At 61.0% G+C, this 13,404-nt stretch carries 12 protein-coding genes and 1 tRNA gene; 10 read left to right on the top strand and 3 right to left on the bottom strand.

Going from position 1 to position 13,404, the window contains the following annotated elements; genetic code table 11:
- The first annotated feature begins 239 nt into the window (after positions 1–239).
- Both B7H23_RS09070 and B7H23_RS09065 read left to right on the top strand, forming a co-directional pair.
- Positions 240–2,285: a L,D-transpeptidase family protein gene (locus B7H23_RS09070; RefSeq protein WP_094077119.1), complete on the top strand. Its 2,046-nt coding sequence runs from the start codon at positions 240–242 to the stop codon at positions 2,283–2,285.
- 128 nt (positions 2,286–2,413) lie between these two features.
- Positions 2,414–2,488 (top strand) — tRNA-Val (locus tag B7H23_RS09065).
- 5 nt (positions 2,489–2,493) lie between these two features.
- Here the strand turns inward: B7H23_RS09065 and B7H23_RS09060 are convergent.
- Entirely contained in the window at positions 2,494–3,192 is a 699-nt protein-coding gene (locus B7H23_RS09060) for an HAD family hydrolase (RefSeq protein ID WP_094077690.1), read from the bottom strand.
- Positions 3,193–3,325: 133 nt separating this feature from the next.
- Here B7H23_RS09060 and rpiA point away from each other — a divergent pair, with 133 nt between their 5' ends.
- The 5 genes from rpiA to B7H23_RS09035 all read left to right on the top strand — a co-directional run bounded on the left by rpiA (position 3,326) and on the right by B7H23_RS09035 (position 8,419).
- Positions 3,326–4,027, top strand: a complete 702-nt coding sequence (rpiA, locus tag B7H23_RS09055; protein ID WP_094077118.1) for a ribose-5-phosphate isomerase RpiA — start codon at positions 3,326–3,328, stop codon at positions 4,025–4,027.
- 15 nt (positions 4,028–4,042) lie between these two features.
- Positions 4,043–4,612: a DUF2059 domain-containing protein gene (locus B7H23_RS09050; protein WP_094077117.1), complete on the top strand. Its 570-nt coding sequence runs from the start codon at positions 4,043–4,045 to the stop codon at positions 4,610–4,612.
- Positions 4,613–4,706: 94 nt separating this feature from the next.
- Positions 4,707–6,104: a glutathione-disulfide reductase gene (gor, locus tag B7H23_RS09045; protein WP_094077116.1), complete on the top strand. Its 1,398-nt coding sequence runs from the start codon at positions 4,707–4,709 to the stop codon at positions 6,102–6,104.
- An 85-nt stretch (positions 6,105–6,189) separates the two neighbouring features.
- Complete coding sequence (locus B7H23_RS09040; RefSeq protein ID WP_094077115.1) at positions 6,190–7,872, top strand: class II 3-deoxy-7-phosphoheptulonate synthase; 1,683 nt, start codon at positions 6,190–6,192, stop codon at positions 7,870–7,872.
- Positions 7,873–8,065: 193 nt separating this feature from the next.
- Positions 8,066–8,419 carry a diacylglycerol kinase gene (locus B7H23_RS09035; RefSeq protein WP_094077114.1) on the top strand — a complete coding sequence of 118 codons (354 nt, stop codon included), beginning with the start codon at positions 8,066–8,068 and terminating at the stop codon, positions 8,417–8,419.
- Between the two features lie 65 nt (positions 8,420–8,484).
- On the opposite strand, the gene B7H23_RS09030 is transcribed toward B7H23_RS09035, so the two are convergent.
- Entirely contained in the window at positions 8,485–9,699 is a 1,215-nt protein-coding gene (locus tag B7H23_RS09030) for an NADP-dependent isocitrate dehydrogenase (RefSeq protein ID WP_094077113.1), read from the bottom strand.
- Between the two features lie 141 nt (positions 9,700–9,840).
- Here B7H23_RS09030 and B7H23_RS09025 point away from each other — a divergent pair, with 141 nt between their 5' ends.
- From B7H23_RS09025 to murI, 3 genes are all read left to right on the top strand, one after another.
- Positions 9,841–10,737, top strand: a complete 897-nt coding sequence (locus B7H23_RS09025; RefSeq protein ID WP_094077112.1) for an alpha/beta fold hydrolase — start codon at positions 9,841–9,843, stop codon at positions 10,735–10,737.
- 119 nt (positions 10,738–10,856) lie between these two features.
- Positions 10,857–11,636: an RNA methyltransferase gene (locus tag B7H23_RS09020; protein WP_094077111.1), complete on the top strand. Its 780-nt coding sequence runs from the start codon at positions 10,857–10,859 to the stop codon at positions 11,634–11,636.
- Positions 11,633–12,433 (top strand): glutamate racemase, encoded by an 801-nt coding sequence (murI, locus tag B7H23_RS09015; protein WP_094077110.1) that lies wholly within the window; start codon positions 11,633–11,635, stop codon positions 12,431–12,433. The genes B7H23_RS09020 and murI overlap by 4 nt, the downstream gene beginning before the upstream one ends.
- A 3-nt stretch (positions 12,434–12,436) precedes the next feature.
- Here murI and B7H23_RS09010 read toward each other — a convergent pair whose 3' ends face one another.
- On the bottom strand, positions 12,437–13,324 hold the full coding sequence (locus B7H23_RS09010; protein ID WP_094077109.1) for a DMT family transporter: 888 nt from the start codon (positions 13,322–13,324) through the stop codon (positions 12,437–12,439).
- Positions 13,325–13,404: the final 80 nt, after the last annotated feature.

Below are 13,404 nucleotides of genomic sequence, written 5' to 3'. Positions count from 1 at the left end.
CGATTGGCTTGGTATGGCGGGTCTTTAACGGTCCATGCGAAATTTGCCAATCAGCCTTTAGGGTTGCCGGAATGTCACGATCTGGAAACCATTTATGGAGGAATGACACATAGCTTTAGCGATCAGGACCGTTTCCGGTAGGATGACGGGAACGAATGCACGGGTCCGCTGCGGCATCCATAGCGTATCCCAACGTCGTTCCAGCCTGACTTTCGCGTCAGTTGAGCAAGGAAGATTTGATGTTCTCTCGCCGACCTTCACTGAAAACGCTTGTCATTGTCGCTTTCGGTCTGGGCATTGCGATGCCGGTCGATCCGGTCTTGGCCCAGCGCGCCGACGTTCGGCTCATATCCGAGCGGGGCGGCCTGCCGGGCGTTTTCAGCCGCATCTTTCGCGGCGGTAACGATCGCCGCATCATCAGACGCGCGCCGGAACGTCGTGTCATTCGCCGTGCGCCGGAACGTCGCGTCATCCGTCGTTCGACGCAGCGGGCCGCCCCGCGGCGAGCGGCTGCTCCGATCAAGAAGGTCGCGCCGCCGACCTTCAAGAATTTCAATGCGCCGGCGATGACTTCCGTGGATTTCGCGGCGCTGCGGGTGATCCGTCCGGAGCGTCCCAATCTCGTCGCCAGTGGCCTTTTCCTGGGGCTCCTGCCACGCCTGGAAAGCTATGAGTTGAAAACCGAGCCGGAGGTTGGCGAGGCACTCACGGCGTTTTACGCCAGCCGTCCGCAATCTCTCTGGCTCGATGGGCTCACGCCGAACCGGAATGCAAGAGCTGCGTTGGCGCTGCTGGCTTCTGCCGAGGACGATGGCTTGCGCGCTGCGGACTACGCGCTTGGAATACCGGTTCCGGGTGGCGAGCCGGTTATCGCGCAGTCTCTTGCGATACCGATCACCGCATCCGGTGACCGAAAGCCGCAAATGCCGAAGCTCACACCGAGCCCGGAAACGACGGGCGCCATCGATTCCGAACGCAGCAGGGATAGCGCCAGGGATCTGGCCGTTCGTTTCGAGATGGCCTTGTCGGCGCGGCTGCTGCGCTATGGCCGCGACATTGCGATCGGGCGTCTGGACGCCAATGCGCTGTCCGGGTTTCACGATCTGCCTCGTCAGTCTTTCGACGGCGTGGCGCTGCTGAATGCTGTTGCCGACGGCGAGACGCCCGCCACTGCAGCACGACGCCTGGCGCCGAAGGATCCTGCTTACGCTCGCCTGCTGACAGAATTGGCCGATCTTCGCAGCCAATCCTCGCAATTGCCGAGGATCGAAGGACGGGTGCTCTGGAAGGTCGGCGCGAACGATCCGCGCTTCGCCGATTTCCTGACGATTGTCGAGGCCACGGCTCCATCCACGCTTCTGGACGAATATCGCGATGTTCTGATCGCTCATCGAGGCGAAACCTACACGCCGGAACTCGTATCGCTGGTGAAGGCCCTGCAGGAGAATGCCGGTCTCAAGGCCGATGGCGTGATCGGGCCGCGGACGATATCGGGCCTCGTGCCGGTCAGCCCAGCCGAGAAGATCGAGAAAATCGAGCTGGCGCTCGAGCGGCTTCGGTGGCTACCGCGCGAACTCGGAGAGCGCAGGGTCTTCATCAACCAGCCGGAATATGTCGCGCGCTATTACGAAAACGGCGTCGAGGACACGCAGATGGCCGTGGTTGTCGGCACGAAGACCAATCAGACAAACTTTTTCTATGACGAGATCGAGACGGTTGTCTTCAGGCCCTATTGGGGTTTGCCGCGCTCTATCATCGTCAACGAGTATCTCGCCAAACTGAGGGCCGACCCGGGCTATTTCGACCGGCGCGGCTATGAGGTCGTGAAGGGCGGACGCCAGGTCTCCTCCTCCGCTGTGAACTGGTGGGCTTCGCCGTCAAAGCTCAATATCGGTGTCCGGCAGAAGCCCGGACCGAAGAACGCCCTCGGCGAACTGAAAATCCTGTTTCCGAACCGGCACAATATTTACATGCACGATACGCCGACCAAGCATTTGTTTGCGCGGTCGACGCGAGCCTATTCCCATGGGTGCGTGCGTTTGTCCGACCCGCGCCTGATGGCCGCGAAGATCCTTGGAACGGACACGTCGAATATCGTATCGCGTCTCGGTTCGGCGACGAATGGCGAGCGACAGGCTGTCAGCGGCAATATTCCCGTCTATCTCGGCTACTTCACCGCCTGGCCGGACAGGGAAGGACGTGTGAATGTGTTTGACGATGTGTACGGACGCGACGCGCATCTGCTGAAGTCGCTCGACAAGGTGAGCGGATCGCGCACAATTTGAGCGCCGACGTCTCTTCCTTTAGCGAGGACGCACAGCATTTCATCGGGACGGACGCTTGACGAGATAAAGCCGGCGCTCGTATAGGACGCGCGATCCATGGCGGCGGGGACCTCGCCAAGCCATGCGGCGGGCGGTTAGCTCAGCGGGAGAGCACTCGCTTCACACGCGAGGGGTCACTGGTTCAATCCCAGTACCGCCCACCATTTTCTTATCGATCCTGCACTTCCAGACTGGAGATCAGTTCGTCGGCGAGCGCCAGCGTCAGTTCGTCGAAATGGTCGATCGTGCGATCCGGATCGAGATCGGCGACCGGCACATCGCTGTAGCCGAACGTGACGGCGACGACCGGAATGGCGGCAGCCTTCGCCGTATCGATGTCAGTGCGCGAATCGCCGATCAGCAGGCTACGCCGCGGATTGCCCCCCGCCATTGCGATCGTGTCTGTCAGATGGCGCGGATCGGGCTTGCGATAGGCAAAGGTATCGGAGCCGGCAATGGCCGCCAGACGGCTGTCCAGTCCCAACCCGCCAAGAAGCGGACGGGCCAGGTTCTCGAACTTGTTGGTGCAGACAGCCAGTGTCCATCCGGCTTCGGCGAACCGTTCCATCGCATCGACGGCACCGGAGAAGGGCCGGCTGCGACCGGGTATGTGCGATCGGTAGTGTTCGATAAAGAGGTCGAGAAGGTTTGCCAGCGTCTGTTCGGACAAGTCGGCATGGCGCTCTTGCGCTTCGAAGGCCCTTTGCAGCATAACCCGCGCGCCGCGTCCGGCGAAATGGCGAATATCCTTCTCATGCGCCGGTTGCAGGCCATGGGAGATGAGGCAATGATTGAGCGAATCGACGAGATCGGGTGCGGTATCGACGAGCGTGCCGTCGAGATCGAAGACGATGGTGGGGCGCACGATTTTCTCCTGCCGAAAGATGCTGTGTTCGTGGGTTCCCTCATTGCCGTCGTCCGGCTCAAGGTCAAGGCAGGCTTTGACCGCCTGAACAAAGCTGTTAATCGGAAATTTCACGCAACGGATCGGAAAAAAGAGAATGGATGCAGAAGCGCTGAAGACGGAAGCGGCGCGCGAAGCGTTGAACGAGGTCAGCGATGGAATGAAGCTCGGAATCGGCACCGGTTCGACTGCGGAAGCCTTCGTTCGGCTTCTTGCCGAACGGGTCTCGGATGGTCTGTCGGTCATCGGCGTGCCGACATCGGAGCGAACGGCTGCATTGTGCAAGGAACTTGGCGTGCCGCTCTCGACGCTGGAAGAGGTGCCGTCCCTCGATCTGACCATTGATGGGGCCGATGAAATCGACCCGTCCCTTGGCCTGATCAAGGGCGGCGGCGGCGCGCTGCTGCGCGAGAAGATCGTCGCCGCGACGAGCGATCGGATGATCGTGATCGCCGATGAAAGCAAGATGGTCGATACGCTCGGCCATTTTCCCCTGCCGATTGAAGTCAACCGCTTCGGCCTGGCCGCTACGCGGCTTGCCATTGGAATGGCTGCCAAGTCGCTCGGCCTGTTCGGCCCATTGGATGTGCGCGGCGGCGCCGACGATCCGTTCATCACCGATGGCGGTCATTTGATTATAGATGCATCATTTGGCCGCATTCCGGATTCAAGAGCCCTTGCAAGATCGCTCCAGGACATTCCAGGTGTCGTCGAGCATGGTCTTTTCCTCGATATGGCGGATCTGGCTGTTATTGCCGGTTCGGAAGGCGTAAGACGCTTCACGCCGCTCGCAGTATAATGATGGAGTTTTTCGATGCCGACACTTCGTAGCGTAACGTTTCTGCTGGGCGCCCTGGCTATGCTGCTGACCGGTGCCGCCCATGCGCAGGCCGTGACCGATGGTCAGAAAGAGCAGGCCCTGCGGCTGATCGACGCGATCCACGTGACCGATCCCTTTGCGGATGCGCCTATCAAGGACGCACTCGTCATCGAATCGCAGATCGTTGTCGCCTATCCGAATCTGGCCGATCGCATCAACGATATCGTGCAGGAAGAAGCGCTGAACCTGGCTGACCGCTATCGTGCGTTCAAGGGCGAAGCCGCGCTCATCTACGCCAAGGCCTTTACCGAGGAAGAGCTGAAAAAGCTGGCGGATTTTTTCTCCACCGATGTCGGCCAGAAGATGCTGAACGAGCAGGAAATCATGTTCCGCGAAGTCGGTCGCGCTGCCGAGATCTGGCGCGACGGTTTCCGCAAGGACCTGGCTGCTGCCGTTCAGAAGCGCGTCGAAGATATTGTCGGCGCGGATAGGGCGGCGCAATCCGAGGGCGCCTCAACTACGCAGACCCCCGGCGAAGAGCCTGCCGAACAGCCGGCCAATTGACGAACGGGCTTATCGGACTTGAATTCAGCCGGCGCGGAACCCGTCTTTCGCGCCGGTTTTCGTTTTGCCTTCCATTTATTGCTGAGGACATCTGATGCAGCGCTATGATTATGATCTGTTTGTCATCGGTGGGGGTTCGGGCGGGGTCCGCGCCGCGCGCCTGGCCGCCAAGCTCGGCAAGAAGGTCGCGATCGCTGAAGAATACCGGCTTGGCGGAACCTGCGTCATTCGCGGCTGCGTACCGAAAAAGCTCTTTGTTTACGCCAGTCAGTTCAACGAACATTTCGAAGATGCGGCAGGTTATGGATGGACGGTCGGCAAAACGCAGTTCGACTGGTCGACCCTGCTGAAGAACAAGGATGCGGAGATCGATCGGCTGGAAGGTCTCTACGCCAACGGGCTGGAGGAGGCCGGCGCCGATATTTTCTGCGGGCGCGCCGTGCTGGAAGATGCACACACTCTGCGTCTTTCGTGCCAGGATATGGTGGTGACAGCCGATCAGATCGTCATCGCCACAGGCAGCAGGCCCAGCGAACATGTCGCACTGCCCGGCCTCGAGTTGACGATCGACAGCAACGATGCGTTCCATCTCGAAGAACTACCGAAGTCCATTCTGATCTATGGCGGCGGTTATATCGCAGTGGAGTTCGCGAATATTTTCCACGGGCTCGGCGTGGAGACCACCCTGCTTTATCGGGGCGTGGAGATTCTCAGCCGTTTCGACAAGGACGTTCGGCGCGGCCTGCACGACGCCATGGCGCGGAAGGGGATCCGCATCATTACCCGCGACAATTTGCGGAAACTGGACACGCGCGAGGACGGCCGGATCGACGCCTGTCTTCACAATGCCGACGAGGCTCTGCCTTTCGATCAGGTCATGATGGCGATCGGCCGTACACCCAATACGAAGGGCCTTGGACTGGAAGCCGCCGGTGTGGAAAGCGACCAGAACGGCGCCGTCTGCGTCGACAGGCTGTCGCGGACCAATGTGGAGAACATCTGGGCGTTAGGCGACGTGACCGATCGCGTACAACTAACGCCCGTCGCAATTCATGAGGCGATGTGCCTTATTCAGACGCTCTATCACGACAATCCAACCGAACCGGACTATGGCTGTATCCCGACAGCCGTGTTCTCCCAGCCGGAGATCGGCACGGTCGGCCTGTCGGAAGACGATGCCTGCGAACAGTACGAAGAGATCGAGATCTACAAGGCTTCGTTCCGGCCGATGCGCAATACGCTGGCCCAACGCGACGAGCGCATGCTGATCAAGATCGTGGTCGATGGCGACAGCCGGCGTGTGCTGGGCTGCCATATTCTCGGACCGGATGCGGGCGAGATGGCGCAGATCCTTGGCATCGCCGTCAAGGCGGGCCTGAAGAAAGATGATTTCGATTCCACCATGGCGCTGCATCCCTCCGCTTCCGAAGAACTGGTTACGATGTATGAACCGACCTATCGCATTCGCAGCGGCGAACGCGTGACGGATTGAATTTTCTATTCATTTTGTTTTACGGGTTGAATAGATGCGCTTTCTCGCGTAAGTGCTTCGGCGAACGGTCGAGGGACATAAGAAGATGGTCGACATACCCAGCCTGACGGGGCGCCAGATACGCTATATTCGCGCCATGCTGGATTTGAGCCAGAGCGAAATGGCACGACGCGCCGGCGTATCTCAGCCGACGATCAACCGCATGGAAGCCGATAGCGATCGCGCCTTCGAGACCATCGCAGCGATGAAAATTCGTGCCTTGGCGGACGAGGCAACGCTCGCCATTCCGTCTCACAGCGCCTTTGCCGATCCAAGCCGCGCGCCGGCTCGGCCACGCGTTGCGGCCGACAACGACATCAAAAGCAATTCGAAGAAGGAGGGCCGTTCCGTGAGCATCGAAGCATGGTCGCCGTCGTCATGGCGTGAAAAACCGATCAAGCAGGTCCCGGTCTATCCTGATCCCACGGTTCTAGAAGAGGTGGAAGGTCGTCTCCGCTCCTATCCGCCACTGGTTTTTGCCGGAGAGGTTCGTTCGCTGCGCGATAAGCTGGCGGAAGTGTCCGCCGGCCGCGCCTTTCTTTTGCAAGGGGGTGATTGCGCCGAAAGCTTCGCCGAGCACGGGGCGGACAATATCCGTGACTTCTTTCGTGCCTTCCTACAAATGGCGGTCGTCCTGACTTTTGCTGGCGGCAAGCCGGTGGTGAAGGTTGGCCGGATCGCCGGGCAGTTCGCCAAACCGCGTTCGTCCGATACGGAAAGCAAGGATGGCAAGTCGCTGCCGTCCTATCGCGGCGACATCGTCAACGGGATCGATTTCGACGAGGCGTCGCGCATTCCCGACCCGCTTCGCCAGGAGATGGCCTACCGCCAGTCGGCCGCAACGCTGAACCTGTTGCGCGCGTTCGCGCAGGGCGGTTACGCGAGCCTGGAAAACGTCCATAAGTGGATGCTGGACTTCGTGACCGACAGCCCGCAGCGCAACCGTTATGAAGCCCTGGCTGCGCGTATCTCCGAGACGATGGACTTCATGACCGCCATCGGTATCAATTCGGACAATTACCGTCGGCTGCGCGAGACGGACATGTATACCAGTCACGAAGCGCTTCTGCTGGGTTATGAGGAAGCGCTGACGCGAACCGATTCCACAAGCGGCGATTACTATGCCACGTCCGGCCACATGATCTGGATCGGCGACCGGACGCGTCAGTACGACCATGCCCATATCGAGTTCTGCCGTGGGGTGAAGAACCCGATCGGCCTGAAATGTGGCCCGTCGACCGAAGACGACGATCTGATCCGGCTTATCGATCGCCTGAACCCGAACGAAGAGGCGGGGCGTATCACGCTGATCGGCCGCTTCGGCAGCGACAAGATTGGCGAGCATCTGCCGCGTCTGATCCGCCGGGTCGAGCAGGAAGGCCGGACCGTCGTCTGGTCGTGCGATCCGATGCATGGCAACACGATCTCTGCCGGCAGCTACAAGACGCGACCCTTCGAACGGATCACGCGGGAGGTCCAGACCTTCTTCGACATTCACCGCGCCGAGGGTACCTATCCGGGCGGCGTGCATGTCGAGATGACGGGCAAGGACGTGACGGAATGCATGGGCGGCGCACGGGCCATCGGCGAAGCCGACCTCGCCAGCCGGTATCACACCCATTGCGATCCCCGGCTCAATGCGGAGCAGGCGCTGGAACTGGCGTTCATGATTGCCGAACTGCTTCGCAAGAACCATACTGAACAACAGAAACTGGCCGCAACGGGCTGACGACCTCCAGCCTGCGACCGTTCAAGCGCCCGCGCCGTTCGCTGAACGGTGCGGGTGTTTTCTTTGGCCTACCGTCATTTCGCCGCTTCGTGCCTTAGGCGAAGATCGTTACGCTCCAATATTTCCCGATATAGGTAGCCATGGCCTACGGCGTCGGTTATTTCCGCCGAAAAGACCGCTCTTGGGGCAGATCATGAAACGGCTTATCGACGCCTTCTGGAACTCTATCGACGGGTTCCGGTTTCTTGCTACGCATGAGAAAGCTTTCAGGCAGGAATGCGTGCTTCTAATCGTCGCGCTGTTTGCGGCGCTGCCAATATCGGAAGATTGGCGCGGCTATGCGCTGCTGATCTCGGTCATTCTGATCCTGATGCTGGTCGAGGCACTCAATACGGGCATCGAGAAGGCCTGCGACGCGCTATCGACCACGTTCGACGAGCGGATCAAGGCGGCCAAGGATTGCGGTTCGCTGGCGGTGCTGATCGCGTCTATCATCGCGGCCTGGACCTGGGGCCTCGCCGTGATCGACTGGTGGCTCGGATACTGAGGCCGAAACGAAAAGCGGCTCCCGAAGGAGCCGCGTCGTGTCGTTCAATCGGTAAAGGCCGAAATCTATCGGCCCATCGCCTTCTGTAGGTTCTCGTCGATCTTGTCGAGGAAGCCCGTCGTGGACAGCCAGGGCTGGTCCGGACCGATCAGCAGTGCCAGATCCTTGGTCATAAAGCCGCTTTCCACGGTGGATACGCACACCTTTTCCAGCGTTTCGGCGAACTGGTTCAGCTCGTCATTGCCGTCCAGCTTGGCGCGATGCTTGAGGCCGCGCGTCCAGGCGAAGATCGAAGCAATGGAGTTGGTCGAGGTTTCCTTGCCTTCCTGGTGCTGGCGGTAGTGACGGGTCACAGTGCCGTGCGCGGCCTCCGCTTCGACCGTCTTGCCGTCCGGCGTCATCAGCACGGAGGTCATCAGGCCGAGCGAGCCGAAGCCCTGCGCGACGGTGTCCGACTGCACGTCGCCATCGTAGTTCTTGCAGGCCCAGATATAGCCGCCCGACCATTTCAGGTTGGCCGCCACCATGTCATCGATCAGGCGGTGCTCGTAGGTGATGCCGGCTTCCTTGAACTGATCCTCGAACTCGGCCTCGTAGATCTCCTGGAAGATGTCCTTGAAACGACCGTCATAGGCCTTGAGGATCGTGTTCTTGGTGGACAGATAGACCGGATAGCCACGCTGCAGGCCGTAATTGAGCGAGGCGCGGGCGAAATCACGGATCGAATCGTCCAGATTGTACATCGCCATGGCGATGCCGGAGGAGGGCGCATCGAACACTTCGTGCTCGATCTCGGTGCCGTCCTCGCCGATGAACTTGATGGTCAGCTTGCCGGCGCCGGGGAATTTAAAGTCGGTGGCGCGGTACTGGTCGCCAAAGGCGTGGCGGCCGACGATGACCGGCTCCGTCCAGCCCGGCACGAGACGCGGCACGTTCTTGCAGATGATGGGCTCGCGGAAGATGACACCGCCGAGAATGTTGCGGATCGTGCCGTTCGGCGAACGCCACATCTTCTTCAGGTCGAATTCCTCGACGCGCGCCTCGTCCGGCGTGATGGTCGCGCATTTGACGCCGACACCGTGCTCCTTGATGGCGTTGGCTGCATCGATGGTGATCTGGTCGTCCGTCTCGTCGCGCTTCTCGACGCCCAGATCGTAGTAGAGCAGATCGATATCGAGATAGGGGTGGATCAGCTTGTCCTTGATGAACTGCCAGATAATCCGCGTCATCTCATCGCCGTCCAGTTCGACGACCGGGTTCTCCACCTTGATCTTCGCCATCAGTATCGGTCCCTCTATTTATCGCTGTCTTCGGCCTTTGCGCCGTTCGTGGTGGCCCCATAGCAGCCACGCGCGCAGGTGCAAAGTGTCTGAACGCAGCTATCGGCCCGCCCGATCAGATGGCCACATGAGGGTAGAGATATGACACAGCGACAAAGCGTCGAGGCGAACGGCCTTTCCATCGCCTATGAAGTCGACGGACCGGAGGACGTGCCGCTGCTTTTGTGCCTGCATGGTTTTCCGGAATATCGCGTAGCATGGGCCGATGTGGCGACGCTGCTGCAATCGGATTTCCGAATCGTCCGGCCAGATCAGCGCGGTTATGGAAAAACTGCCAAACCAGAAGGCGTTGAGGCGTATCGCACTCACCATCTGGCGGCCGATATGTTCGCCCTGATGGAGGCCATCGCACCCGGCCGGACCTTCTTTCTGGCCGGTCACGACTGGGGCGCATCAGTAGCCTATGCCATGGCCTTCGCGAAGCCCGATCCGATCGATCGGCTGGTGATCGCCAACGGGCCCCATCCGGTAACGTTCCAGCGCGCGATCGTCGACGATCCGGCGCAGCGGATAGCCAGCGCCTATATCCCAAAGTTGAAGGCCGAAAACGCAGAAAAACGGCTTGCGGAGGACGGCTATCGCCGTCTGCTGAACATGATGGAAGGTTTTTCGAACTGTGATTTTCTCGACGAGGAAAAACGACGGGCCTATCGCGACGCCTGGAGCGAGCCCGGCGCGCTGACCGCCATGCTGAACTGGTATCGCGCATCGCCCGTGATCGTTCCGGCGGAAGGCGAGGAGGTGGCCGATGTGCCGCTGCTCGACATCGACCCGGAGCGGGTGCGCGTGCGAATGCCGCATCTTCTGATCTGGAGCGAGGAGGATGCCGCGTTGCGTCCGTCCGTGATCGACGGCCTGGAAAATTATGTGGACGATCTGCGGCAGGTGTTCGTGCCGGGCGCGGGCCATTGGGTGCTGCATGAGAAGCCGCAAAAGGTCGCCGAACTGATGCGGGCATTCCTCGGCGAAGCCTCGTGAGTTCGGTCACGAGTGTCGCAGATTATCCCGCATGTTTTGATCTCGCTCTTGCAGTCTTTGGCTTTGTCTTCGCGACCGCTTGATGTATCGCCTGCGACGATCAACAGGGAGAAGACAGCATGGCCGACATTGCGGCCGGTGAGATGACGCCGCCGAAACCTGCCATCGTCCTGGTCGAGCCGCAACTCGGCGACAATATCGGCATGGTCGCGCGGGCGATGGCCAATTTCGGCCTTTCCGATCTGCGCCTCGTCACGCCGCGCGATGGCTGGCCGAACGAGCGGGCGCGCGCCACGGCGTCCAAGGCTGATCATGTGATCGATGCCGCGCGGGTCTATGATGACCTCGCGAGCGCCATCGCCGATCTCAATTTCGTGCTGGCGACGACGGCGCGTCAGCGCGACGGGCACAAGGAAGTGCTTGGCCCGGTCGAGGCCTGCCAGCGGATCGGCACACTGGGCGAGGGCGGTTCGCGGAGCGGCATTTTGTTCGGCCGGGAGCGCTGGGGTCTCGAAAATGAGGAGATCGGCCAGGCCGATGCCATCGTCACCTTTCCGGTCGATCCGGCCTTCGCCTCTCTCAACATCGCCCAGGCCGTGCTGCTGATGGCGTATGAACTGTCGCGTGGGCGCAGCGCGCAGACCAACTTCTCGGCGCCCGAACGGGAGCCGGCGCAGAAGCAGGTTCTGAACGCCATGTTCGACTGGCTGGAGCCGGCGCTCGACCAGCGCGGCTATTTCCGCACCGAGCAGAAAAAGCCCAAAATGATGGAGAACCTTCGCGCCGTCCTGACGCGGCCGGGTTTCTCCGCCGACGAGATCGCCGTGCTGCGCGGCGTCTTCACCGCGCTCGACCGGTTCCGCCCACGCAAAACGCAAAGCGAAGGCGACGATCGGTGACGACAAAAGGCACGATCCTCTATTTCGACAGCGGGATCGGCGGCCTGTCGGTCGTCAAGGAAGCCCGCATTCTGCTGCCGGATTATCGGTCGATCTATGTGGCGGACGATGCGGCGTTTCCCTATGGCGCTTGGGAAGAGGCCACGCTGCTGGAGCGCATGGCCGGTCTGTTCGGCCAGCTGATCGAGGAGCACCGCCCGGATCTGATCGTCATCGCCTGCAACACGGCCTCGACACTTGCTATCGACGCACTGCGCGACGCCTTTCCCGACCAGGCGTTCGTCGGCACCGTCCCGGCCATCAAGCCGGCGGCTGAGCGTACGGTCTCCGGTCTCATTTCAGTCCTTGCCACGCCGGGCACGGTGAAGCGGCAATATACGCGCGACCTGATCGATCGTTATGCAAGCTGCGTGCATGTGCGGCTTGTCGGCAGCGAGAAGCTGGCCGCGCTGGCGGAAAATTACATGCGAACCGGCTTTGTCGATGAGAGTGCAGTTCGCGAGGAAATCGCCCAGTGCTTCGTCGAACGGGACGGCAGACGAACCGACATCGTCGTGCTGGCCTGCACGCATTATCCGTTTCTGGCGAACCGGATGCGCAAGGTCGCGCCCTGGCCGGTGGACTGGATCGATACCTCCGAGGCCATTGCGCGACGGGCTCTGAATCTCATTACCGAGATGAAGCCGGATAACTTTTCGGATGCACCGGATCTGGCCGTCTTCACCTCGGGCCGGACGCCGCAGGAACTGCGGCGGCTGGCGCAGGGTTTCGGCTTTCAGGTTCGCACGGGGCCCTGACCGTCACCGGTTGAACAGGAAGGCCGTGCCGATCACCACCAGAACCGCGCCGGCAAACGCCCCTGCGGCGGGCCGCTCGCGGGTGGTGATCCACAGGAGCGGCAGGATCAGGACCGGCGTCGTCGCCGTCAGCGTCGAGACGATCCCGACCTCGCCGCCGATCAGCGCGAACAGAACCAGTGTCATGCCGAGCGCCATGGCAAGCAAAGAGGACAGCACCACGACAACCAATGTCCGCCGATCCAACGGCGCTTGCTGGCGTGTTGACCGGACGAACAGCATCAGAATGCTGAGGGCGATCGCGCCCGTGGCGAGGCGGACGAGGGATGCGGCGATGGGGTCGACGCCGGTCTCCATGATGGGACGCGCGATCAGCGATGCGGCAGCCTGACAGAAGGCCGCGATCAGCCCCAGCGCCACACCGACTTCGAGGCGGCCATGGGTGGTCTCGAAAATGTGCCGCTGGCTTGCACGACGTCCGAACAGCACGGCCAGAATGACGCCGATCAGCGTCAGGCCGATGCCGAAGATGGCGAAGGATTTCAGCCGTTCGTCCAGCACCACCCAGCCGAGAATGACGGCCATGGGCGCGTTCAGCGAAAACAGAATGGCCGTCAGCCGGGGACCGAGGCGGTTCATGGTGGCGAACAGCGCCCAGTCGCCCAGAAAGATGCCGATGATGCCGGACAGAATGAGGCCGCCGGTCGCGTTGAGTGAAAGCGTTGCCCAGGTTCCGGCAAAGAGAACCCAGGCTCCGAAGAGAACCGAGACGATCACCAGCCGAAGCTGCACGAAGGCGACTGCACCGAGCCGGGTGGAGGGACCATGCGAGATGATTCCGGCAAAGGCCCAACAAAGGGCTGCGCTCAACGCGGCCAGTTCGTAGATCATGTTGCGGTCGCCTTCACTCGCCTCCGGCGGGCAGCCTGAGAAGCTGGCTCTTGTCGATGAGGTTCGCGCGGAAGTCCAGC

Source organism: Notoacmeibacter marinus (assembly GCF_002238045.1).
Classification (GTDB): Bacteria; Pseudomonadota; Alphaproteobacteria; order Rhizobiales; family Rhizobiaceae; genus Notoacmeibacter; species Notoacmeibacter marinus.
This window is presented reverse-complemented; position numbering and strand designations above follow the sequence as displayed.

Coding starts and splice junctions, on each gene's coding strand:
- B7H23_RS09070 (WP_094077119.1), top strand. CDS start 240: ATGTTCTCTCGCCGACCTTCACTGAAAACGCTTGTCATTGTCGCTTTC.
- rpiA (WP_094077118.1), top strand. CDS start 3,326: ATGGATGCAGAAGCGCTGAAGACGGAAGCGGCGCGCGAAGCGTTGAAC.
- B7H23_RS09050 (WP_094077117.1), top strand. CDS start 4,043: ATGCCGACACTTCGTAGCGTAACGTTTCTGCTGGGCGCCCTGGCTATG.
- gor (WP_094077116.1), top strand. CDS start 4,707: ATGCAGCGCTATGATTATGATCTGTTTGTCATCGGTGGGGGTTCGGGC.
- B7H23_RS09040 (WP_094077115.1), top strand. CDS start 6,190: ATGGTCGACATACCCAGCCTGACGGGGCGCCAGATACGCTATATTCGC.
- B7H23_RS09035 (WP_094077114.1), top strand. CDS start 8,066: ATGAAACGGCTTATCGACGCCTTCTGGAACTCTATCGACGGGTTCCGG.
- B7H23_RS09030 (WP_094077113.1), bottom strand. CDS start 9,699: ATGGCGAAGATCAAGGTGGAGAACCCGGTCGTCGAACTGGACGGCGAT.
- B7H23_RS09025 (WP_094077112.1), top strand. CDS start 9,841: ATGACACAGCGACAAAGCGTCGAGGCGAACGGCCTTTCCATCGCCTAT.
- B7H23_RS09020 (WP_094077111.1), top strand. CDS start 10,857: ATGGCCGACATTGCGGCCGGTGAGATGACGCCGCCGAAACCTGCCATC.
- B7H23_RS09010 (WP_094077109.1), bottom strand. CDS start 13,324: ATGATCTACGAACTGGCCGCGTTGAGCGCAGCCCTTTGTTGGGCCTTT.